Origin of the sequence: Proteus sp. G2673 (assembly GCF_009915125.1) — a bacterium.
Classification (GTDB): domain Bacteria; phylum Pseudomonadota; class Gammaproteobacteria; order Enterobacterales; family Enterobacteriaceae; genus Proteus; species Proteus penneri.
Map to the genome: position 1 here is coordinate 135,943 of NZ_JAABLT010000023.1, position 24,585 is coordinate 160,527.

Below are 24,585 nucleotides of genomic sequence, written 5' to 3' on the forward strand. Positions count from 1 at the left end.
TATCAACAACTTTCATTTAGATCAGAAAAAGTGGAATTAGGTAAATTTATCATCACTTCGACAGTTACTCTTGGTGCTATTGCACACAGTAATTCATAACCAATAGTGCCACATGCTGTTGCAACATCATCAACAGGAAGTTCTTCCCCCCATAATTCAACAGGGCTACCGCAATTGACATCAGGAAAATCCGTAACATCAATGGTTAGCATATCCATAGAAATACGCCCTACCAATTGTGTTTTATGTCCATTAACAATAACTGGTGTGCCATCTGGTGCATGTCTTGGATAACCATCAGCATAACCACAGGCAACAACACCAATCCGCATATCACGCTCAGCGGTATATCGGCTACCATAACCTATCTGCTCACCTTTTTTGACTTGTTGAATAGCTAATATTTCACTGTTAAATGTCATTACGGGTTGTAAATCGAAATCAGCAATATCTTGCCAAACACCGGAAGGCGAAACACCATATAAAATAATGCCCGGGCGCACCCAATCTTGATAAGTTTCAGGATCAAATAACGTTGCAGCTGAATTTGCCAAACATCGAGGTAATTCATTTACCATTGCCTGATTAATGGTGGTCTTTTGTGCATCCATGTTCAAGCCAGTATCTGCATTAGCAAAATGCGACATTTGGATGATAGAGCCAATATTTTTAATACTTTTTGCACGATCAATTGCTTGTTTATAGGTGTCTGGTCGGTAACCCAACCGATTCATTCCACTATTTAGTTTAAGATAGATGTTAATCGGTTTTTCTAATTGTGCATTTTCTATAGCATCAAATTGCCAATCAGAATGTACTGTTGTTGTCAGAGAATAACGTTCTAATAAATAAACATCTTCTGGCCTAAAAAAACCTTCCAGCAAAAGGATAGGTCCTACCCATCCTTGCTCTCTTAACATGACAGCTTTGTCTAACTCAATTAATGCAAAACCATCAGTATGACTTAATGCAGGCCAAACATAGGATAAGCCATGCCCATAAGCATCTGCTTTCACAACAGACCACACTTTGCTGCCTTTAGTTCTCTCTTTAATGACAGACAGATTATGGCTTAATGCATCGAGGTTAATGGTTACTTTTGTGGGTCTGGACATGGTTTTTCCTCAATTAATAAGCCGCATCAAGTTTTTGCCCTGGTAAGAGCAATTTAGTATTAAAGCCATCGATATACCGAAACACAGATAAATCATCAGCAGCAATAGCAGGTTTATTCCCTGAAATTAAATCAGCCAATAATTGCCCGGAGCCACATGCCATTGTCCAACCTAATGTGCCATGCCCTGTATTTAATGATAAATTGCGATAAGCCGTAGGTCCTACAATAGGTGTACCATCAGGTGTCATAGGCCTTAAACCTGTCCAAAATGTAGCTTTCTCAATATCACCACCACCTTGATAAAGATCTTGTACAACCATTTTTAATGTTTCACAGCGTGATTTTAAAATATTCAGATTAAAACCAACGACCTCGGCCATTCCGCCGACACGAATTCGCTCATCAAAACGTGTTACCGCAATTTTGTAAGTTTCATCTAAAATAGTGGATGTTGGCGCTCGTGAAGCATCAATAATCGGCATCGTAAGCGAATAACCTTTAAGGGGATAAACTGGAATGGCGACTTTGTTTTTCAAAAACTCTGTTGAATAAGAGCCCATAGCCACAACATAATGATCAGCAGTTAATAATCCATCATGACATTGAACGCCCGCTACTTTATCACCATCAAATAACAAATGTTTGATTTCTTTGTTAAACAAGAATGTAACACCAGCATTTTCTGCCATTTTAGCGAGTTTTTTCGTAAAAATTTGGCAATCACCCGTTTCATCATTGGGTAAACGTAAACCACCTGTCAATTTGTGACTAACATGCTCGAGTGCGGGTTCTGCTAATTTTAGTTGATCGGCTGTTAACAATTCATAAGCAACGCCCTCTTGCTTTAATACAGCAATATCATTTGCTGCATTATCAAATTGCTTTTGATCACGGAACAGTTGCAGAGTACCACCTTGACGACCTTCGTATTCAATGCCTGTATCTTGGCGTAATTGACGAATGCAATCACGACTATATTCGGCAATACGCACCATACGACTTTTATTCATGGTGTAATGTGACGCATCACAATTACGTAACATTTGCCACATCCAACGCAATTGGAAAAGTGAGCCATCAGGTTTAATCGCTAATGGTGCGTGTTTTTGGAACATCCATTTTACTGCTTTTAATGGGATACCTGGTGCTCCCCAAGGCGTTGCATATCCTGGGGATATTTGACCTGCATTACCAGCACTAGTCTCTTCTGCTGCACTATTTTGTCTATCAACAACAATGACTTCATGGCCTTGTTGCACAAGATACCACGCACTTGTTACACCAATAACGCCGCCACCTAAGATGATCACTTTCATGGCAAGACTCCAATAATTTACATTGATATAACATAAGAATAATATTCCATACACAAAAAGCCAATATAGAATAATCATCTAGACCAATAAAAAGACAGATTTTAGAGTTAAGTCACACTTGATTGTTATTCGATAAGTAATTTTCAAAAAAAAATATTGAATTAACACGTAAAATCAACAAGATATAATTTTTACTATAACTTATAAAAATATTGCTTAATAAATTATTTTGAATTGAAGAAAGTTTTATGTGTAGGGAAAGGAAATAAGGGTTTTATTAAAATCTAAGATTGAACAATATTTTAGATTTTAATTCTTAAATTGGCTCGATTTGGTTATTCTTTTTACTAAAAATAACCTATTTAAAGCATTGCCTAAAAAAATGACCTGTTGGACTTTTTTAAATGCATAAAAAAACCAGTATCTCAAATTATGTAAATACTGGTTTTTTATTGTGATAACACAACAAACTTAATTAGCGTTTTACTTCTTCTAGGTCACTCGGTAATGGTGACTGTAAACTTTGCCAGATAATACCACTGTCTTTACCATATTGGCGGACACATTCCATGACATGCTCGACATCTTTTTGCTCACATAATACAGCCAGTTTTTTATAAAATGCTAACGCGAGTTCTTTGGCTTGAATATTTGAGAAATAATAACGGCCTACACGTGTATAAAGCCCTTTTAAGCCGTTTAAGATAAGACCATAAATTGGGTTACCTGATGCAAACGCCAATCCACGAAAAATGTTGTAATCCAGTTCACTAAACTCATCAGCACTATTTTCAGTAGTAAGTTCATGATTTAAAACTTCAATACATTTTTCAGGGCTATTTCTAAATGCTGTACGTATAAAAATAGCAGAGATATTGGTTCTGACAGCCAATAAGTTATCTATTAATTGTGGTACTCGATCATGATCAAGGCGAGCGACTGTTTCAAGGATATTAAGGCCTGATGTTTCCCAGAAATTGTTTACCTTCGTTGGCTTTCCGTGCTGAATAGTTAACCAACCATCACGAGCAAGGCGTTGTAACACTTCTCTTAATGTAGTTCTTGTAACGCCAATTAATTCAGACAGCTCACGTTCCGCTGGAAGAATAGATCCAGGAGGAAAACGATTATTCCAAATGCTTTCAACAATATACTCTTCCGCAAAACCTGCGGGGCTTTGAGCCTTAATAACCATATTTTTATTTCTTCCGAAGCGACTTTTCTGCTAATAATGGAAAATATAATATCAGAATGCGTAATTTTGATATAGCTCAACCATCATTAAATAGTGAATGGCATCATAAAACTTGATGTCGTTTTACTAATTAATTATGACTAATGAGCTTAATTTCACAGCGATTAGCGCGTACTATGGTTAGATTGCATAATATTGCGCTAAAAATCTCTTTTTGGAGGATGAGAAACCTAATGGATATGAGTATAAGACAAGCACTACTAAAGAACTTTATGGGGAACTCCCCAGATTGGTATAAGCTTGCTATTCTTACTTTTTTAATTATCAACCCACTGATTTTTTTCTTTGTTGACCCTTTTGTTGCCGGCTGGCTATTAGTTGTAGAATTTATTTTTACACTGTCCATGGCACTAAAGTGTTATCCATTACAACCCGGAGGATTACTTGCTATTGAGGCCGTCATCATTGGTATGACTAGCCCAAAACAGATTGGTCATGAAATTGCCAACAACCTTGAAGTGATTTTGCTTCTTGTTTTTATGGTTGCTGGTATCTATTTTATGAAGCAATTATTACTGTTTGCTTTTACTAAACTACTGTTATCTATTCGTTCTAAACGACTGTTATCTATTGCTTTTTGCTTTGCAAGTGCATTTTTATCTGCCTTTTTAGATGCTTTAACCGTTATCGCGGTTGTAATCAGTGTCTCTCTCGGTTTCTACTCTATTTATCATAATTTTGCGTCTAATCAATCAGGTACAGAATTAAGTAATGATGGGTTTATTGATACCGCAGAAAAAAAACAAACTTTAGAACAATTCCGTGCCTTTTTACGCAGCTTAATGATGCATGCCGGTGTCGGTACTGCGTTAGGTGGCGTAATGACCATGGTGGGTGAACCACAAAACCTGATTATTGCAAAACATTTAGAATGGGATTTCGTGACTTTCTTTATCAGAATGTCACCTGTAACTATTCCAGTCTTCTTTGCTGGTCTTGCGGTGTGCTACTTTGTAGAACGCTTTAAGCTCTTTGGTTATGGCGCTGAATTACCTGATTTGGTTCGTAAAGTTCTAACTGAATACGACAAGAAAAACAGTGAAAAACGCACTTCTCAAGAAAAAGCACAACTAATAATCCAAGCATTAATTGGTATTTGGTTGGTTGTTGCTTTAGCGCTCCATTTAGCAGAAGTCGGTATTATCGGTTTATCTGTTATTATTCTCACCACTGCATTTTGTGGGATCACAGAAGAACATGCGCTTGGTAAAGCATTTGAAGAGGCCTTGCCTTTCACTGCATTATTAACCGTTTTTTTCTCTATTGTTGCTGTTATTATTGATCAACAATTATTTGGCCCTATTATTCAGTTTGTTCTTCAAGCTTCAGAATCCTCACAACTGTCTCTTTTTTACCTCTTCAATGGCCTATTATCTGCTATTTCAGATAACGTGTTTGTGGGTACTGTTTATATCAGTGAAGCTTTAACAGCATTGCAAGATGGGTTAATTAGCCAATCACAATATGAGCATATTGGTGTTGCTATTAATACAGGTACAAACTTACCTTCTGTTGCGACTCCAAATGGTCAAGCCGCATTCCTGTTCTTATTAACATCAGCACTATCACCACTCATCCGCTTATCATATGGCCGTATGGTGATAATGGCACTGCCATATACTATTGTGATGACATTATTTGGTTTACTGGCGGTTGAATTCTGGCTTGTTCCTGCAACACATTGGTTCTATGACATTGGTTTAGTTGCTATTCCATAACAATTGCTCCACAGTTACACCACATAAATAGGACTTTTATTCGATAAAAGTCCTATTTTCTTCATAAAAACAAGCTTCAATGTAAATATTTGTGAAATAACGGATTTTAACTTTTTTTGCGCTTGATTTTTGGGCAAAATAGACACTTATTTTATTTAATATTTAAATGGATATTATTATGCTGACATCTCTTCGTCACTGGTCCCAAAGCCGTTTTTCATGGCTGTTGCTTGCATTAACTGCAATAGGTCTTGAAGGTGCTGCATTGTATTTTCAGTACGGAATGGAATTAATGCCTTGTGTAATGTGCGTCTATCAACGCATCGCGGTATTAGGGATCTTAGTTGCGGCATTGATTGGGGCATCCGCACCTAAAATGACACTTATGCGTATGGCCGGTAGTTTTTTATGGATTTATTCCGCATACCGAGGAATTGAACTCTCTTGGGAGCATACACAACTTATTCTGAATCCCTCACCTTTTGCAACCTGTGACTTTTTTGTCACATTACCTTCTTGGTTTGCCTTGCAAGATTGGTTCCCTGCTGTATTCCAAGCAACCGGTGATTGTTCTGTCAGCCAATGGCAATTCTTAACTTTAGAAATGCCACAATGGATGCTTATTATTTTCTCTGCTTATTTTGTTGTAGGTTTATTAGTATTAGTGAGCCAAATAACAAGTTCTTTTAAAACAAAAGAATAAAAAAGAAAATAGCCTTTAGCGATAAACTAAGGGCTATTTTTATAATAGAAAAATAGCGATTAAATATTCAACCAAAGACAAACTTTAACCTGGAATACAAGCCCCTTCTATTAAAGCTTGTTCACTACAACGCTTACCATTAGCGAACTGACACACGGGTGTCTGACCGCCATGCAATTCATAGTTTAAAGACGGCACACCACCTGAAAAGACACAGGTAGCCTTGGCTGATTCTTCTAAGGGAATATCAGGACTAGTTATCAGTATTGTCCGACTCTTACTCACTATTTGTGTAGATGGGTGTTGTGTCTGCTCTGAATTACTGCATCCTGCAATAAAAGCAAAGCTAGTTAGCATAGATAGATAACAAGCTATTTTAAATTTCTTTTGCATTAAAGAGACCCTAATTTCTTCCAGTTATTCCTATTAATGTGAAGCACTTTTTGAAAGTAGATTTATAACTAAAACACCAGCAATAATTAAAGTCATACCAACAATGGCAGGTAAATCGAGCTTTTGTTGATAGAGAAACACCGCTGCAACAGAAACTAAAACTATTCCTAATCCACTCCATATTGCATAAGCAATGCCTAATGGCATAACTTTTACCACTTGAGAAAGTGCCCAAAAAGAAAAACAGTAACCAATGACGACTACAATAGACGGATATAATCGGCTAAAACCATCAGAAGCTTTCAGCATTGTTGTCGCAATGACTTCAGATATAATTGCCAACATTAGGTAAGTTAATCCATTCATTTTTTCGTCTTAATCCTATACAAAGTCAATTTTGTGAATTCTATCACAAGCAAGATTAAGGATATTCATCTACAACAAATAAAAAAGGCACTCTTTCTATTGAATAAGTGCCTTTATATTATGGAAGTTTGGGAGTACTTATTTAGTGTTGATGGAGTTGATTTTTTTGACGGGGTTCCCCGCCCATAGAAACACGATAGCGATTAAAGATAAAACCACACCAAACCACTGCAATAATACTTAATATTGTTCCTGCATAACCAATATTTGTCATACCGGCATGTAAAATAACCTGATTACCAATCAATGCCCCAGCACCAATACCAATATTAAAAATACCAGAATAGATAGACATAGCGATATCAGTTGCATCAGGGGCTAAATCAATCACTTTAACTTGCATTCCTAGCCCAATACACATAAATCCAATCCCCCAAAATATAATCAGTACAATAAATGCTGTTAGATTCTGGCTACTGATCATTAATAAGCCTAAACAAAAAGTAAGCAATATTAAGGCTGAAAATAAGAATGATGTTGGCATTTTGGCACTATAACGACTAAATAACACGCTACCAATGATACCGGCTCCACCAAAAATCAATAAAACTAACGTAGCAAAATTCTGATCCAGACCCGCAATATCAACGACAAAAGGCTCGATATAACTATACGCTGTAAAATGCGCTGTTACGGCAATAACCGTTAATAGAAAGATCCCCATAAGCGGGCCACGCTTTAATAACATTGGCACACTTTTTAGTGACCCTGAATGCTCACTTGGTAATAAAGGTAAATAGCGCATTAATGCAAACAGGGTAATTAAGGCTAATATCCCAATACCCATAAATGTTGCACGCCATCCTAACCACTGCCCAACAACACGACCAATAGGTAAACCTAATACTGTTGCAAGTGCTGTTCCTGTTGCTAATAAGCCTAATGCCTGGGCGCGTTTACCAGCAGGCGCCACTCTAATGGCCAGTGACGCGGTAATAGACCAAAATACAGCATGAGAAAAAGCGACACCAATACGCCCTACTATCAGTGATTTAAAATCCCACGCGACGCTAGATAAAATATGACTTAAAATAAAAAGTATAAATAAAATAATAAGTAACTTACGTCGCTCAACTTTACTTGTCATTATCATTAAAGGCAGAGACATTAAAGCAACAACCCAAGCATATATCGTGATCATTAAACCTGTTTGAGCAGGGAGCATACCGAAGCTTTCAGAAATATCACTTAACAGAGCAACAGGAACAAATTCTGTTGTATTAAAAACGAAAGCCGCGAATGATAATATTATTACTCTGATCCATGCTGTTTGACGACTAACTTCATTTACGTTTGATGTTGCGATATTCATAGTTAATAGATACTTTCTTAAATTATATTGATATATATACCATATTTTTTTGTAGAAGTTTTGTCTGATTTTCTTTTCTTACTTGAGATAAAATGGATTAATTACATTGAAAATAAAAAAAAGCATAAAGATAAAAATGCATTTTATTAGAAACAAAAAATAAACCAAATTATCACTAAACTTCATTGCTAAAGCGAATCAGCTATTAATTTTAGCATATTCACATCGCAACTTTAAATCCCTTTAGCAACTTCTTTTTAACGTTAACATAATCTACTAATAGTAAAACTGTAGATATAAATGACCGGTTATTACTTTATATTGGAAAGTAGAAATTTACTCTTTTTAAGAAAAATATATCGTGTATTCATTGAATTAAGTTAAGATATATTAATTTAATAACCGAAAATAATCTTATTTTTGGATAAAAGATAAATAAAAATAGAAAGGATATTGAGATTACTGACTTAATTCATTAATAACTTGAAGTGCTTGTTCGCAAGCAATGTTTTTCGTAGGTGATGTTGAACCATTAAAAGCATTTTTGATAGTCGAAATTTGTTCTTTTGCTGGTCGTGGTAGCACTAAATTTCCATTAGAAAGCGCTTTTTCAACATCGTTTAGTTTTTCAGCTAACTGCTGGCAACTTCCATTATTATCTTTAGATTGATAAAGAGCCATCAGCGTATCGTGTTTTGCTTCTACGGTAGAAAAAGTTTCACGTAATGTTGATGACGAATTCTCAATCACTTCGTGGCTTTCACTCCAAAACTCATCTGTATTTTCTTTAATCACAGACTCTATTAAAATAGCAACAAGAATAGCTAGCATAATAGTCAGCGATAACACTCCTCCTGTAATAATAAGTATCTGTTTCATATAAAACTCCACATATAAACCATATTTTTTTAATATTTCTTTTTAAGATATATAGTTTAAATAAACCAGGTTCAATCTGAATTACGATTCTTTTTATTTTTTACATTTTATTACGGAGATATACAGTTCTATTTATTTTCACTTCTGAGAAATCAACAAATAATAAATCGATAAGACTGTGATTTATTAAATACTACCTATCATATTTTTCATTTTTACTTTCTAAAATTCTTATTAAAAAATTAATTATCAAAAATTTATTTCATACATTATGATATTTTAACTACTACAATATTAATTAATTTATACCGTATGGAGCCTATCTGAAGAGATTAAAAAAATAATATTATTAACTCAAAACCAGTAATTCGATTTTTGTTACTACAATCCGACAACTATTTATTTTGGAAAGAATTCTCTTGCTAAATTAAATGATGAATTACCGCATTATGGCGAAACAGTTATGTTGAAGTATAGCCGTATCATATCATTAGAAACCTTAGGAGCAACAAGAGAGATGCTACCAAGTATTGCTCAATCCACAACAATTATTGATAAAGGCTATAGGAAATTAACAACAAAAAATGTCCTGAATATTTTAGACGCTTGTTTTTAACGATGATTTTAAAAAATTACTATTGTGTAAGTTGTTAAAAACAAGTTACATATCAAAATGTATCATAAGTAAGGTGATTATTTATAGATAATCACCTTACTTTCTACAAGTCAGCATAATGATTACTCATTTCCAATCCAAAAAAGTAATTAATTTTTTGATAGTAATGCCTAAACATATCGAATAGCTTATAATCATAAACATACATTATGATTAACGCTTAAGTTATTACTTACAGTGTTATTTTTTCATTCGAGTATGAATAAATCTAATTATGACCAAAATATTAATAATACAAAGAGATAACATTGGTGATTTAATACTTACAACACCATTAATTGATGCTCTTGCCCACGAATACAATACAAAAATTGATCTTCTCGTAAATTCTTACAATCAAGCAATCTTAGAAGGTAACCCTTCTGTCGGAAATGTACATATTTACAGTAAGTTACATCATAAAAAATCAGGACAATCGTCCTTAAAGCTCATTCTAAGTCGCTTAAAAATTATTTTTGATATGCGTCGTCAGCATTATGATATTGCAATTGTTGCTCGCGATCATTGGGCCAAAAGAGCATTACAATGGGCCAAATTATCAGGTGCTAAACGGATTATCGCTATTGGCGATGACGCGCCATCAGCAGTGACAGATCCCATTCCAACACCGTCTAACAAAGGTCATATCGCTGAGTTATTCTGTCAACTAGCTCGTCCTCTTGGAATAGAGAAAAAAGCCGGCCCTTTGAAGTTGTATGTTAAAGACGAAGAGATCTCTACAATTCGGCAACGCATTAAAATAACTGAAAATGTTCCTGTTTACGGCTTACAAATCAGCTCACGTAAACCACAACAACGTTGGCAAGCAGAAAAATTTATCGCGTTAGCACACCAATTAACGCAACGCGAAAAATGCCATGTTCTTCTCTTTTGGTCGCCAGGAAGCAATGATAATAAGCAGCATCCTGGTGATGATGAAAAAGCACAATTTATACTCGAACAATGTAAAGATATCCCTATTACGCCAGTGCCTACGCAAAATCTTCGAGAATTAATGGCGGGTATGTCTTTATGTGATCAGATGCTAACCAGCGATGGTGGTGCATTACATATTTCAGTCGGTGTTGGTGTGCCAACAGTAGCAATGTTTGGTAATAGTGATGCTGATTTTTGGGGACCATGGCATATTACCAGTGAAGTACTGAAAGCACCTGAAGATACTGTAGGGCTTCTTACGGTAGACGATGTATTGACTCGTTTTATTGCACTAAGAAATCGAGTTACTATTTTAGATACAAATAACTAATCGACTATTACTAAAAAAACAATAATTAACTGAAAATCACCTTATTACTACAACTGATAAGGTGATTTTTATTTTTTATGATCAAAAAAAAGACCTCAATGAGGTCCGTTTTTTTATATGGTGCCCAGGGCGGGACTTGAACCCGCACAGCCTTACAGCCGAGGGATTTTAAATCCCTTGTGTCTACCGATTTCACCACCTGGGCTAAATTGTATTTACTTGTTACGCATAATACTTACTTATCATACAATTTAAATAACAAATAAATTTAAAACGTTATGTCTAAAATAACTAACTTCAGTTTTTTGATTTTTCTCTCTAACTTATCGCTAGAGGAAGAAAAAACGGACCTAAGTTAAGGTCCGCTATTTATATGGTGCCCAGGGCGGGACTTGAACCCGCACAGCCTTACAGCCGAGGGATTTTAAATCCCTTGTGTCTACCGATTTCACCACCTGGGCTAAATTCTGTGGTGCGCCCGTAAATTCTTATTACTAAGAAAGATACTGGTATGGACGACTTATTTATTCTTCACTGCCATTTATAATGGACTTTCTTTTTGCACCTAACTCTTTATCTAAAGAGATGGTGCCCAGGGCGGGACTTGAACCCGCACAGCCTTACAGCCGAGGGATTTTAAATCCCTTGTGTCTACCGATTTCACCACCTGGGCATTAATGGAGGCGCGTCCCGGAATCGAACCGAGGTACACGGATTTGCAATCCGCTGCATGACCACTCTGCCAACGCGCCTCAACTACTCAATCTCATAAGAGATTGGAGCGGGAAACGAGACTCGAACTCGCGACCCCAACCTTGGCAAGGTTGTGCTCTACCAACTGAGCTATTCCCGCTTTACCGAACTTGCTGATTTACTTATTTATTTCCGTAAACCGTTGTGCCTTTCGATGCGTTGCATTCTACTGATTTCCTGAATCTAGTCAACACTATATTTGCATCTTTTTGACTGTTCGGTGAATTTTCAGTCATTTCGATCAACCTTCACGCAAATCTGACCACGCAGCGCTCAAATATTGAAACATTGACCAGAAAGTCAACACTGTTGCGATATATAATAAAGCGAATCCAAACCACTCTGCTTCAATAGTAGGACGCCATAATAACACAACCAACGATCCCATTTGTGCGGTCGTCTTCACTTTTCCTATCCAAGAAACAGCAACACTGTTACGTTTTCCTAATTCAGCCATCCATTCCCTTAATGAAGAGATAATAATTTCACGAGCAATCATTGTTGCTGCTGGTAAAGTTATCCACCACTCATGATAGTATTCAGTAATTAAAACAAGTGCTGTTGCAACCATTACTTTATCCGCTACTGGATCGAGAAAAGCGCCAAAGCGGGTAGTTTGTTTCCATCTACGTGCTAAAAAGCCATCAAACCAGTCTGTTGCAGCTGCTACCATAAAAATAATAGCGCAGACTAATGGAGCATCTTTGAATGGTAAATAAAACACCAAAACAAAGAATGGAATTAGAGCGACACGAAATAGAGTTAGCCAAGTTGGGATATTTAGTTGCATAGCGTTCTACACGACCTAGAAAAGTGAGAGTTATTAATATGGTGCATCAATACACTTAGTGTTTCAACGCATTAAAAATTTTTTCTGCTAATGCAGTCGAAATTGTCGGAACTTTCGCAATTTCTTCAACACTTGCATCTCGTAAAGCTTGTAGCCCCCCCATATATTTCAACAACATTTGACGACGCTTAGGTCCGACACCTTCAATAGACTCCAATGAACTGGTATTTTTTACTTTGGCTCTACGTTGACGATGTCCAGTTATCGCATGACGATGCGATTCATCACGAATATGTTGAATCAAATGTAACGCAGGTGAATCGGAAGGCAACGCCATTCCTTCCCCCTCCGGCACAAAAAACAAGGTTTCAAGCCCTGCCTTACGGTCACTCCCTTTTGCAACACCAATTAATTTCGGGTGTGATTTGTCCCAATCAACATTAAGAGAATCAAATACCTCTATTGCTTGTGCTAATTGCCCTTTACCACCATCAATAAAGATAATATCTGGAACCTTGCTGTCTTCTAATGGTTTACCATAACGTCGAGTGAGCACTTGATTCATTGCCGCATAATCATCACCAGGAGTAATACCACTGATATTATAGCGCCTATATTCCGATTTTAATGGGCCATTCATGTCAAATACTACACATGAAGCCACAGTTTGCTCTCCCATAGTGTGACTAATATCAAAACATTCCATTCGTTTTATCTCTTTCATATCAAGAAGAGACATCAAAGAGGTATAACGTTGTGAAATTGTCGATTGCTCGACTTGTTTTGAAGCCAATGCCGTAGCTGCGTTTGTTCTAGCTAATTTCAAATAGCGCGCCCTATCGCCACGCGGTTTGGTTTGAATTTGAATCTTTCGCCCTGCAATTGAAGATATAGATTCAGAAAGAATAACTTTATCTTCTAAATTAAAATCAAGCAAAATTTCAGTGGGTAAAGTACGAATTGCACTGCCTTGTAAATAAAATTGACCAATAAAAGTCTGAACAACCTCATCAATTGAGGTATTCGCAGGAACTTTAGGAAAATAACTCCGACTTCCTAACACTTTACCTTGACGGAAAAAGAGAACATAAACACAAGCAATCGCACCATTAAAAGCAACACTTATCACATCAAGATCATCACCAATATTGGCAACAAATTGTTTTTCAGTCACTTGCCTTACTGCTTGGATTTGATCTCGGATGCGAGCAGCCTCTTCAAAACGTAATTCTTGGCTTGCTTCTTCCATACGTTTAACCAATCCGTCAATAACTTGCGTATCATCACCTGAAAGGAAAAGTCGCACATAATTAACTTGTTGGGCATATTCTTCATCAGAAACATAGCCTTTTACACAAGGAGCAAGACAACGACCAATTTGATATTGCAAACAAGGTCTTGAACGATTGCGATAAACACTATCTTCGCATTGACGAATAGGAAACAATTTTTGCATTAATGCCAGTGTTTCTCTTACTGCAAAAGAGTTAGGGAAAGGTCCAAAATATTCCCCTTTGGCATGTTTGGCTCCTCGATAACTAGCAATTCTGGGATGTTTATCACCACTTAAATAGATATAAGGATAAGATTTATCATCTCGTAGCAACACATTATAGCGAGGTTGATAACGTTGGATGTAGCTGTGCTCAAGCAATAAAGCTTCCGTTTCTGTATGGGTGATCGTGACATCAATATTTGCGATACACTTCACTAAAGCTTCGGTCTTACGGCTATTTACCTGTGTGCGAAAATAGCTAGAAAGCCTTTTTTTCAGATCCTTAGCTTTACCTACATAGATTACTGTGTCTGTCGCATCATACATCCGATACACACCCGGTTTATCTGTGATTCGGCTTAAGAATGCTTTGGCGTCAAATTTGTCTTCCACTTTGTAAATGACTCTCTATCTCAATTAACCCATAACGTATTGCTATATGTGTTAATTCTACATCACCTGAGATTTTAAGTTTACTAAACATTCGGTAACGATAGCTATTTACTGTTTTTGTATTAATATTCAACTCACTTGCGATTTGTGTGATTTTTTTCCCTCTGATGATCATCGACATAATCTGCAATTCTCTTTCAGACAAATGATGTAAAGGATTTAATTCTTGCTGTAATTTTGTTAGCGCGATTTCCATTGCTAACTCTTGGCTTATATACCGCTGACCGATACAAACCTGTCGAATAGCTTGCAGAATATTTTCACAAGAAGTATCAACAATAATAAAGCCTTCAATACCCAATTGAAGAAGTGTTATTGATAATATAGAGTCTGTTTTTGGTGAAATAACAATTATTTTAATTGATAAAGATGAACGCTTTATTCTTTTTATAGAATCAATTAATGAAAGTGAAGGTGCTGAGTAAAAAATAATAAGATTAACCGAAAATTGTCGGCAATAGCGGAATGCATCACTTTCATCATTCATTACCTTTCGAACATTAATTTTTTTAATCTGACTAAGAAGTGTTTTTATTCCCAAGCTAAATATTTCAACTCGACTTATTATCAATGTATTTATCAATAACTCTTTCCTTTTAAATTAAAATATAACAAAGAATGTTAAATCAACTTTCCATAAATTTTAACATGATTATTATACTATAATAAAAAAGGCTCATATAGAAAAGAGCCTTTAAAAAATATAAAAAAATCAATAAATAAAATATTATTAATTGAACATATTCATAATATCTTGTTCTGTTAGCATTGGTGTTTTTTCTACAAAATTATAATAGTGGGGTTTGCTATCTATATAAATTTGCATTGTCAGTTTGCTTTCTTTCGCATCAGGAAATAATCCTGCTGACACATAGTAAGTATGAGTTTCTTTTAGAAGGTAAAAAAGATGAGAGCCACAATGCTTACAAAATGCTCGCTCACCCCATGAAGATGAATCATAGCGTGTTATATATTCTTCACCTTCAATCTTCAAATCTGATTTGCAATCAATTGAAAAACCAGGCCCCCCATTCCAACGTAAACACATACTGCAATGACAAACGCTGAGCGCAGAGATATCTTGTGTTGTTGATAATTTAACTTTACCGCATAAACATTGACCTTGATGCATTATAGTTCTCCTTTCCATTAAATCATGCATTAATCATTTAAGATTATATGCATGATTTAATTTATAAAATAAACACAATGCAAGCATAAATATTGCTTACACGCCTGTATTGTTACTTTGCCTTTTCGGTGGTAACGGTGAAAAATACCCGATTAATAAAATCAGTATTGCAACACCAATAAAGGCCAATGCTCTGAGTAATCCACTACTTAATGATGTGTCAATTAGGAAAAGTTTAGCGATAACCACCGCCAACAGTACACCACCAATAAACCATTGTGAACGTGACTTCTTACGTGTCGCCATCACCATAGTTACTAATGCAGTAATTGCCCAAATAATTGCTAATACTGTTTGGATCACTTTGGAATTAATTATTGCATAACTCGACCAATCAACATCTGTTGCAAAGACTAATCCTCTTAATAGAACACCATTTGCCCACCAGAAAATCATAGCCGGAATAATGTAATTAAATATAGGTAAGCTATTTTTCAATAATGCTTGATATTTAGGTGATTGTTTTATTACTGAAATAAATTGATAACCAATCCATATTCCAATAATACCCATTAGATCCATCAAATTAAATAATGGAATAAATTTAATTCCACTTTCAGTGCCATCATTAAAGTTTGCAAAGATTAAAGAGAGTGCTAGTAAACCTAAAATAGGTAAAGTGACTATCCAATAAGCATCTTGGTACTCTTTTGTCCAATTCACTTTCATTGCGAATATATAGCTTATTGCAATAAATAAACTGATAACAAAAATTACACTTGCAAAATGTAAGCTCACATAAAGATACGTAACATCCATTAACCAAATAATTTCAGTAAATAAGAATAGGCCAATAAAGATAAGATGCATACTGTGGATCAATGCTTTATTTATCCTTTGTTTCGGCAATAATGTATTTACTTTAAGTAAATAGAAACCACTAGCAAAAATTGCGAACCAGATAATCGCACTTAACCAATTATCAATTAACGAACCTGCAAGATAGATATATACCAACATAATAAGTGCTGACATCGGCCATAATAAAATAGAGCAACTTGCCAACTCAAAAAATTGGGATTTCTTCCCAGCAAAGAACATGCCCCAACAGCTGATAAGAATAAAAGCAAAAGTAATGGATTTTACTTCTGGAGAGAACCAATGTTCACCATATTCTTGTAAAAGTAAAACACTATATCCCCAGCTTACAGCAGAAATAAACAGTGTGACATATCCAATAGCTCGATTATCAATATTAGTAAATTGCGCTCGATACCACAGTACTGCGACAGCAAATACAACGATTACTTGTGTTACCAGCATTAGCCAATCACCCAACGAGATAACGGGCATGTTAAATAATAAAACAAAAGAAACTGCAACTAAAATAGTCCCTGCAATAGCGGGTTTCTTTTGCTGCTGTAAAACAGAAAAAGCAAGGATCATCATCCCTTCAATTGCCCATACAATCGATGTCCATTCAGCAGAGAATGCAAATGGTACGGCTAAAGTGGCAAAGGTGGCAGAGAGCATAAAGAAGGCAATTGCCAGCAATTTACCCTCTTTACGATAACGCTTAAGTGCAAACCAACTTAGTATAAAATAAGCTAATCCATAAAGAGATGAAGCAATAGCAACTCCATATGGCCATTCTGAGGCTAATCGATATTGGAAAATAAAACCAATTAATGGTGTGCCAAACAGTAATGTGGCATCAAAAGGAATATTAAGTTTCAGTTTATTTTTTAGTGTTGAAAGTTCCGTTGCAACACCAAAAATCAACCAATTCGCAATTAGAAATAACTGACAAGGTAAATAATCGGCATGAGTATAATTTGGTATCGCCCATATAAAACCAATACCAAAAGTAAAAGCAAAACCAATAAGATTTAATAAACGCCAAACTTGCCAATGGCTGATAATAAGAATGCCAATTGAAAGAATAAGATAATAACTAAACAAAGCAATATAATTGCCACTTCCTGTGGACAATAATACAGGCGCTAAATATCCTCCTAATGAAGCTAATACAGCTAAACTAATTGCTCGATGAAGAACTGCTAAAATAACACTGACAATACAAATAAAGACCATAATGGCTAAAGCAATGCCAATAGGAACAAAATCATAAATTTTAGTCGCAGCAAAAATAGTGATGTAGACCCCACCAATGCCGCCACCTTGTAAAATTAATGCATATATCAGGTTTTTCTTTCTAAGCCACCAGCCAATACCTAATAAGGCCAAACATCCTGTTCCCGCCATCATTAAACGTGTTGATGCTGAGACAAGTTCATTCTCAATACTGTATTTAAGTAAATAAGACAGACCAAAGAAGAGCAATAGCATCCCTATTTTAGCCAGCGGATTTCCTGTTACTACCCAATTCCAAATAAGTCCCAAAATCGATTTCTGTTGACGTTTTGGGTGAGGATTTAAATTAGGTCTATATTGCGATGCTGGTCGATTTACTTGAGGTGTAACATTTCCTAAATGACCCGTTTCAGATACCGCAAGACTTGTACTTGTTACACCAGCACTATTCTCCACAAGCAGATCTGCTGCTGATCCAACATAGGTTTGTTTTACCTCTTTTTGGTAATGATGAGCAAAACGGCTTGTTGCTACCTTCGGCCGATATGGTTCAGGCTCTTTAGGTATAGGGGCCGTTGATATTTCTGGCTTATTAGGTTGTTTGTTTTCAAGGTTAATATCATTAACCATAGAAGCTTGGACTGATGGATTTTCTTCATTAGGAAAAGCTTTATTAAATACCTTTTCTTGTGATGCTTGTGCATGTTGATATACAGGCGTACTTTTATTCTCCGCCTTATTTTGCACCTGTTCTATTGTGTCAGTAGATTCAACTGTTTTAGGTTGATAAGTTGAACCCGTTGGTTGAGGCTCTTTTTTTATATCGCGAGATAAATCCTTAACTTCACTTTTCTGAGTATCAAGCTCTGTGCGAATATCCACAGCGTTATCTTTATTTAATAACTTAAATAATTTCTCTTGTTGCTCAGTAAACTTTTCTTCAAGCTGTTTAATTCGATGTAACAATGAGTTGCTATTTATATAAGCGTGATATTGCCAATACAAAGATACCACGACAAATATTGTAACAATGAGCGTCAAAAAGTCGTCCATAAACCTAATCCTTTTGCGTTAAGCATCACATAGTTTTAATCTCTTCCCCTTAGTTATACTTTAATTTTCACAGATTTATCTTAGTTTATTCCTAAATAATCTATTTCGAGAACTCTTGATTTAAACCTAGCACACAATTTCGAAAAAAAGGTATGATCGGCAACCTAACTTAATCTTCCATTTATATCGCAAAACACACTCATAATATGAAATTAAATGACGAATTAACTAATGCTATCGCTTCTGTAACAGAAGCCGCAGCTATTGCAGCAATGCCTTGGATTGGAAAACAAAATAAAAATGCAGCAGATGATGCTGCTGTCAGTGCCATGCGTGAACGTTTAAATAATCTAAATATCAATGGTGAAATTGTCATTGGTGAAGGTGAAATAGATGAAGCGCCTATGCTCTATATTGGCGAAAAAGTAGGAAATGGGAAAGGCGATAAAATAGAAATTGCAGTTGACCCCATTGACGGTACACGCATGGTCGCTATGGGTGAAAATAATTCCCTAGCTATTTTAGCCGCTGGCTTTGAAGGCAGTTTTTTACAAGCTCCTGACATGTATATGGAGAAATTAATTGTTGGTAAACAAGCTGCTGGTGTGATTGATCTTAACCATTGCCTTGAATATAACCTTGATGCTATTGCACAAACATTAAATAAACCTATTGAACAGCTAACGCTTGCTATTTTAGATAAACCACGTCACCACGATATTATTAAAGATCTGCGCGCGAAAGGTATTAATATTATTACACTACCTGATGGTGATGTTTTAGCTTCTTTATATGCCACAATGCCTAATAACAGTATTGATGTTATGTATGGTATTGGCGGAGCACCTGAGGGCGTAATTAGTGCGGCTATCGCTAAGGCATTAGGCGGTGATATGCAAGCACGTTTGATTACTCGAGATATTGCAAAAGGAAATAGTGCGGAAAATAGAGAATATGCCGTTTCTGAAATTGCTCGTTGCCACAAAATGGGTACCGATGTAAATATTAAATTGTCATTAGACACATTAGTACGTAACCAAGATGTTATGTTTGCAGCAACAGCAATTACCAAAGGTGATTTTTTATCTGGTGTTAATCAACAAGCTCAATACTTACAAACACACTCTTTAGTCATTAATGGTTCAACGCATTCATTGCGTTATATTGAAAATTTCCATTTACGTTAATGCTTCATTTTGTCTTCTTTTCCTTGAAACATAAAAAAGCGGCACTTTATTAAGATGCCGCTAAATTTACTTCAAGGGGTATATTTATTGTTATTTACTCACTTCAGATTTAAGCCAATAAATTAGCTGGATTATCTACACATAATTTTTTAATAATAGATTTATCAATGCCACGTTGAGCCAATAATGAAAGGAATACATTAGGAACAAATCCCCAACCATTTCCTCCATTTTTCGCCCACATCTGTTTTAAGAACACATCATGGCTTAATACAATTTGGCTGCCATAACCTCTTTCAATTAAGGTTGCGACGGCTTCTACGGTATCCATAACACTTGGTGCTGCCCCTTCTTTAGGGAAAGAGATATCCAGACCAATCATATCAAACTCAAGCCAAACACCGCGATCTAACATTTTGCATTGATAATCAATATCTTTACCTGATGGGTCCGAATGTGCCAATGAAATCTTAGCGGGGTTACATCCCATTTCTGTTAATAGAATATCTAAAACTTCATCGCCACGACGTTGCCAACCCGGCATATGAATATTCATTGAAACATGAGGATTACCATTTTGCGCAATGGCAGCAGCACGTAAGCTATTTTTTTCACCATCAGTAAAGAATGGAGAAACGCCAATTTCGCCAATCATGCCAGCACAAATATCAGTACCATCAATACCTACATTCAATTCATCATCAATGATTTTTGCCATTGCATCAATATCATCAGCCAAACGCTTCCCTTCAAACTTTTCAATATAAAGTCCTGAAGAAGCAACAACGTTAATACCAGTGATTTCTGCAACTTGTCTTAATTTTCTAATATCACGTCCAATTGATGAAGATCCTGTTGCATCAACAATTGTTCTGCCTCCTAACTCTTTGAAGTTATTTAATTCAAAAATAACATCTTCGATAGGCTTTTTATCCATATTATCGCAACAGCAATATGGATCGTATTTAAGTCCCCACTGAATATCTGCACTCACCTTCTTATCAACTAACACATGCGAGAATTCATAAAAAGGTTCATCAACAACACCTGAGAGATCATTAAAAAGGTGTTCATGAGGCAATGTTAGCCCCATATCTTCTTTTTTCACGGGGCCAGTTACGGTTTGAATATAACCTTTCATTACGATACTCCTACGCTTTTGCTGACTTAGTCGCTCTGAATTCAGGAATTGTAGTTACAATCGCACCCACTAACGCAAATAATGTTCCAATGATTGTCACTAAATAAACGGTATTGCCTAATGACGGTAATAATAAGTCAATTAATACAGAACCTAACAACTGACCCGCTGTTGAAGCAACACCTAACATGAGTAAGCCTAAACCACGTACTAAAATAGCCATTAATGCGATAGACATAAGTCCTAAAGGACCACCTAAATACATCCACCAAGTACCTGGTAATTCAAGAGTGATATGACCAAATGCCATGCGAACAATGAGAGCAATCGTTAAAACAGTGAAGCCGACAATAAAGTTCCAAGTGATAGACACCATCATAGAACCTGTTGCTTCAGCAACTTTAGCGTTACCTGCTGGCTGCCAACCGGCTAATAAACCAGCCAGAAAAGGTAAAATTGCTAAATAAATAAATGAGGTTGAGTGCCATTGTGGAGAAACTACAAATAAAGTTGCAACAACAGCTAATATTGCACCTAATACACGATATGGTGTGAAATATTTTTTCTCATCAACACCGACACCAAAGCGGTCACATAATAAACCTGATAATAAGAGTGCTGAAATTAATGCTGTTTGGAATGTTGCAATTCCTAACGCGCTCGCAGAAGCTCCTTCAGAGAAAACAACCATTGCACCACAAAGACCCGCAAACCAGTTCCATAATGGGATTTTACGCGTTTTAATTAAACTTGGAATTGAAGCAAATTGTTGGCGATACTGTTTTTTCGACATAATGATAAAAAACATCACCACTAAACCACTGGCAAAAGAGATAACTGCACTGGCGTTACCATCTTTTAAAACATGCCCTAACTGCCCATTCACCGCAGACTGCATTGGTGATAGCATACCTGCTAACACAGTTGCTAACATCAGCAATGGTGTTGATAAATTTTTTGTACTCATAAGATGTTCCTTTTGGATTATTGGCTATGAGTGATTTCTTTTTTTATTTTTCAAGTAATCGGTTTTATTAGCGCAGAGCGGCAACTCTGCGCTTTTTTACTTTTTATTACAGTTATTCTTAATTCAAATTAACGGGCAATTTGTTTAAGAATGTTAACCCACATATCTGCATAATGAGGCCATGCTAAAAACTCTTTGCTACCCCAATGAGGAGAACAATCACTCATAAAGCAGCCTGTTTTTCCTTTTTCGAACTGACCAAATACCAGCAATGGATCTTCGCCAATATTTAAAACGGTTTCTGTATTCTCTTTAGCTGAAACTTTGTTATAGCCAAGGAACATAGGCCATTCACCAAAGCCTTTTACTGATGCATGCTCAGCGTTTACAGCACTTGCAAATACACCTTCAGGCGCTTCTACACGATCGTCGCCATCCAGCATTTCAACAGGCAGAACTTCTGCAAGTAATGTATTTTTGTAGTTTGCTTTAGCCTCAATACCCATAAATGACAGGTAACCACCAATCATTAATAAGCCACCGCCATTAACTACAAACTCTTTAATTAACCCTAATGCGTTAGGAATGACTTTCATGTTATAGAACGTATCGTTTTGCAGAAGGAACGTATTTGCACCAATATCACTAATAACAATGACATCGTATTTAGCCAATGCTTCAGCCGTTTGTGGAAATGCAACCTGAACGGTATGGGCAGGCATATAATCAACTTCAACACCTTTTTCTCTTAAGCAACTTAATAAGAACGTAGAACCTTCTTCATATTTGCTGGAAGTGAAACTGTCGTAGCCTTTAGAGTGGATCATATGAATGTGCCATGACTCACCAATAAATAAGATTTTCATTTTTATTCCTCTTTCAAAAAAGATTATTTATTCAGGGGATTGGGTGACAATCTGTGAATATGTTGTTTGATTGATGCGATGCATGACATTAATATCTTCAGGCATTTCTGAAGCATTACTCGTCTCAACAGCTAATGATGAAAAAGCTGATGCATAGCGTAACGCATAAGAAAACTGCTTTCCTTTTGCCAACGAGGCAGCGAGCGCTCCATTAAAAGCATCACCTGCCCCTGCTGTATTTTTTACAACTGCCGGATATGCCGGCGAATAAATATACTTATATCCGTCATAAGCTAACGAACCTTTACTACCCAGCGTAATAACCACTTTATTTACGCCTTGTTGATAAATAGAAACTGCAGCATTTTTTGCAGATTCTAAATCGAGTACTTCTATTCCAGATAATAAACTGGCTTCCGTTTCATTAGGTGTTAATACATCTATCATTGGAAGTAATTCATTAACTATTTTATTATAAGGTGCTGGATTAAGAATAATAGGTATATTATTTTCGTTTCCAATAGCAATAATTTCTTTTAATGCCTCAATATTTGTTTCTAATTGAAGTAAAATTATATCCGCATCAATAATTTTATCTTTTTGTATTTTTACTTCATCAGCAGTAATATCCATATTAGAGCCAGAATAAATAGAAATAATATTTTCCCCACTCTCTTCAGAAACAAAAATAGATGCAGTTCCTGTTTGATAATTTTCAGTTTGATATATCGTTGATGTTTTTATTCTTGATGATGATATAAAATTAACTGCATAATCACTAAATTGATCAGTACCTATCTTCGTTATAAAATGCACCTGTGCATCAGCATAACTCGCCGCCAATGCTTGATTACAACCTTTACCTCCTGGTGAGAAGATAAACTTATTCGATAATAAGGATTCCCCGGCTTCTGGCAATCTAGGAAGATAACTAATCATATCAACATTAAATGAACCTAGTACGCACACCTTATTTATTGCTGTTTTGTTTGCTAAATCGTTTTTATCAATTTGATCATTACATTCTAGAAATTGTATAATTTCTTTTTTTGCAACTTTATCTAAAGTTTCAAATTCTATAAAAGCACCACCATGGCACCTTTTTATAATTCCTTTTTCTGCGAGTGTATTTAAATCTGATCGTATTGTTTCTTTGGTAACATCAAGTTCTTTAGCCAAAACAGAAACTTTTACTGCACCATTACCTTTAATCAGATTAATTATTTTTTTATGACGTTCTGCTTTCATTTAATGTTACCTCTATGGCAACAACTTTAGTTTATTAGTTGTTATGGGATTGTGATTACAATCATATGTTATTTATTAAAAGCAAAAAAAAGCAGAAATACAAAAATAAAAAACAAAAAGAAACAGAAATAAACAATGACAATAGTAAGATAATTTAATAAATGAATTTTTAACTTATACTTTTTTTAGAAAAAAATGAGTAAATTTACAATGTCGTCTTACCTTATTAATATAAATAAATTTAATATTGCTTTTTTATTTTTATACGGAAAATAATATTATTGATTTACATATAAAAATAAAATTTATTTTTATATGTAAGATCTTACAAAAGAAATCATTTTATATCACTATAAACTATCCGT

At 35.6% G+C, this 24,585-nt stretch carries 20 protein-coding genes and 5 tRNA genes; 4 read left to right on the forward strand and 21 right to left on the reverse strand.

Annotated elements, in window-relative coordinates:
• Positions 1-2: 2 nt before the first annotated feature.
• The 3 genes from alr to fadR all read right to left on the reverse strand — a co-directional run bounded on the left by alr (position 3) and on the right by fadR (position 3,628).
• Positions 3-1,115 (reverse strand): alanine racemase, encoded by a 1,113-nt coding sequence (alr, locus tag GWI59_RS14705; protein ID WP_161671616.1) that lies wholly within the window; start codon positions 1,113-1,115, stop codon positions 3-5.
• A 13-nt stretch (positions 1,116-1,128) separates the two neighbouring features.
• The gene (locus tag GWI59_RS14710) at positions 1,129-2,433 is read right to left on the reverse strand and encodes a D-amino acid dehydrogenase (protein ID WP_072064115.1); all 1,305 of its coding nucleotides are present in this window, start codon (positions 2,431-2,433) and stop codon (positions 1,129-1,131) included.
• A gap of 475 nt (positions 2,434-2,908) precedes the next feature.
• On the reverse strand, positions 2,909-3,628 hold the full coding sequence (gene fadR / locus GWI59_RS14715; protein ID WP_072064116.1) for a fatty acid metabolism transcriptional regulator FadR: 720 nt from the start codon (positions 3,626-3,628) through the stop codon (positions 2,909-2,911).
• Positions 3,629-3,861: 233 nt separating this feature from the next.
• Here fadR and nhaB point away from each other — a divergent pair, with 233 nt between their 5' ends.
• A complete protein-coding gene (gene nhaB, locus GWI59_RS14720) occupies positions 3,862-5,406 on the forward strand; it encodes a sodium/proton antiporter NhaB (RefSeq protein ID WP_072064117.1) in 1,545 nt (514 codons plus the stop codon).
• A 178-nt stretch (positions 5,407-5,584) separates the two neighbouring features.
• Positions 5,585-6,109, forward strand: coding sequence for a disulfide bond formation protein DsbB (dsbB, locus tag GWI59_RS14725; protein ID WP_072064118.1), 525 nt, complete (start codon positions 5,585-5,587; stop codon positions 6,107-6,109).
• 84 nt (positions 6,110-6,193) lie between these two features.
• Here the strand turns inward: dsbB and GWI59_RS14730 are convergent, their stop codons facing one another.
• The 4 genes from GWI59_RS14730 to GWI59_RS14745 form a co-directional block, all read right to left on the reverse strand.
• A complete protein-coding gene (locus GWI59_RS14730; RefSeq protein ID WP_373273828.1) occupies positions 6,194-6,466 on the reverse strand; it encodes a putative hemolysin in 273 nt (90 codons plus the stop codon).
• Positions 6,467-6,535: 69 nt separating this feature from the next.
• Positions 6,536-6,868: an SMR family transporter gene (locus GWI59_RS14735; RefSeq protein WP_006532970.1), complete on the reverse strand. Its 333-nt coding sequence runs from the start codon at positions 6,866-6,868 to the stop codon at positions 6,536-6,538.
• Between the two features lie 142 nt (positions 6,869-7,010).
• The gene (locus tag GWI59_RS14740) at positions 7,011-8,240 is read right to left on the reverse strand and encodes a sugar transporter (RefSeq protein WP_109847339.1); all 1,230 of its coding nucleotides are present in this window, start codon (positions 8,238-8,240) and stop codon (positions 7,011-7,013) included.
• Between the two features lie 459 nt (positions 8,241-8,699).
• The gene (locus tag GWI59_RS14745) at positions 8,700-9,119 is read right to left on the reverse strand and encodes a hypothetical protein (protein WP_006532973.1); all 420 of its coding nucleotides are present in this window, start codon (positions 9,117-9,119) and stop codon (positions 8,700-8,702) included.
• 890 nt (positions 9,120-10,009) lie between these two features.
• Between GWI59_RS14745 and GWI59_RS14750 the strand changes: the two genes are divergently transcribed.
• The gene (locus tag GWI59_RS14750; protein WP_115065409.1) at positions 10,010-11,041 is read left to right on the forward strand and encodes a glycosyltransferase family 9 protein; all 1,032 of its coding nucleotides are present in this window, start codon (positions 10,010-10,012) and stop codon (positions 11,039-11,041) included.
• A 118-nt stretch (positions 11,042-11,159) separates the two neighbouring features.
• Here GWI59_RS14750 and GWI59_RS14755 read toward each other — a convergent pair.
• The 10 genes from GWI59_RS14755 to GWI59_RS14800 all read right to left on the reverse strand — a co-directional run bounded on the left by GWI59_RS14755 (position 11,160) and on the right by GWI59_RS14800 (position 18,811).
• Positions 11,160-11,246: transfer RNA gene (locus GWI59_RS14755), tRNA-Leu, on the reverse strand.
• A gap of 169 nt (positions 11,247-11,415) precedes the next feature.
• A tRNA-Leu gene (locus tag GWI59_RS14760) sits at positions 11,416-11,502 on the reverse strand.
• A gap of 125 nt (positions 11,503-11,627) precedes the next feature.
• Positions 11,628-11,714 (reverse strand) — tRNA-Leu (locus GWI59_RS14765).
• Between the two features lie 5 nt (positions 11,715-11,719).
• Positions 11,720-11,793: transfer RNA gene (locus GWI59_RS14770), tRNA-Cys, on the reverse strand.
• A gap of 25 nt (positions 11,794-11,818) precedes the next feature.
• Positions 11,819-11,894: transfer RNA gene (locus GWI59_RS14775), tRNA-Gly, on the reverse strand.
• Between the two features lie 141 nt (positions 11,895-12,035).
• On the reverse strand, positions 12,036-12,584 hold the full coding sequence (gene pgsA, locus GWI59_RS14780; protein ID WP_006532975.1) for a CDP-diacylglycerol--glycerol-3-phosphate 3-phosphatidyltransferase: 549 nt from the start codon (positions 12,582-12,584) through the stop codon (positions 12,036-12,038).
• 55 nt (positions 12,585-12,639) lie between these two features.
• Positions 12,640-14,472 carry an excinuclease ABC subunit UvrC gene (uvrC, locus tag GWI59_RS14785; RefSeq protein ID WP_109400589.1) on the reverse strand — a complete coding sequence of 611 codons (1,833 nt, stop codon included), beginning with the start codon at positions 14,470-14,472 and terminating at the stop codon, positions 12,640-12,642.
• Positions 14,456-15,019, reverse strand: a complete 564-nt coding sequence (locus GWI59_RS14790) for a LuxR C-terminal-related transcriptional regulator (protein WP_237584733.1) — start codon at positions 15,017-15,019, stop codon at positions 14,456-14,458. The genes uvrC and GWI59_RS14790 overlap by 17 nt, the downstream gene beginning before the upstream one ends.
• Before the next feature lie 243 nt (positions 15,020-15,262).
• A complete protein-coding gene (locus tag GWI59_RS14795) occupies positions 15,263-15,664 on the reverse strand; it encodes a GFA family protein (protein WP_072064125.1) in 402 nt (133 codons plus the stop codon).
• Between the two features lie 96 nt (positions 15,665-15,760).
• Positions 15,761-18,811, reverse strand: a complete 3,051-nt coding sequence (locus GWI59_RS14800) for a DUF2339 domain-containing protein (RefSeq protein ID WP_161671617.1) — start codon at positions 18,809-18,811, stop codon at positions 15,761-15,763.
• A gap of 206 nt (positions 18,812-19,017) precedes the next feature.
• On the opposite strand from GWI59_RS14800, the gene glpX reads away from it, so the two are divergent.
• A complete protein-coding gene (gene glpX, locus GWI59_RS14805) occupies positions 19,018-19,998 on the forward strand; it encodes a class II fructose-bisphosphatase (RefSeq protein WP_006532981.1) in 981 nt (326 codons plus the stop codon).
• A 109-nt stretch (positions 19,999-20,107) separates the two neighbouring features.
• Here the strand turns inward: glpX and GWI59_RS14810 are convergent, their stop codons facing one another.
• The 4 genes from GWI59_RS14810 to GWI59_RS14825 form a co-directional block, all read right to left on the reverse strand.
• Complete coding sequence (locus tag GWI59_RS14810) at positions 20,108-21,139, reverse strand: methylphosphonate esterase (RefSeq protein WP_006532982.1); 1,032 nt, start codon at positions 21,137-21,139, stop codon at positions 20,108-20,110.
• Positions 21,140-21,149: 10 nt separating this feature from the next.
• The gene (locus GWI59_RS14815) at positions 21,150-22,106 is read right to left on the reverse strand and encodes a DMT family transporter (RefSeq protein ID WP_115065411.1); all 957 of its coding nucleotides are present in this window, start codon (positions 22,104-22,106) and stop codon (positions 21,150-21,152) included.
• Between the two features lie 128 nt (positions 22,107-22,234).
• The gene (locus GWI59_RS14820) at positions 22,235-22,972 is read right to left on the reverse strand and encodes a glutamine amidotransferase (protein WP_006532984.1); all 738 of its coding nucleotides are present in this window, start codon (positions 22,970-22,972) and stop codon (positions 22,235-22,237) included.
• Positions 22,973-22,999: 27 nt separating this feature from the next.
• A complete protein-coding gene (locus GWI59_RS14825; RefSeq protein ID WP_109400596.1) occupies positions 23,000-24,220 on the reverse strand; it encodes a PfkB family carbohydrate kinase in 1,221 nt (406 codons plus the stop codon).
• Positions 24,221-24,585 lie beyond the last annotated feature (365 nt).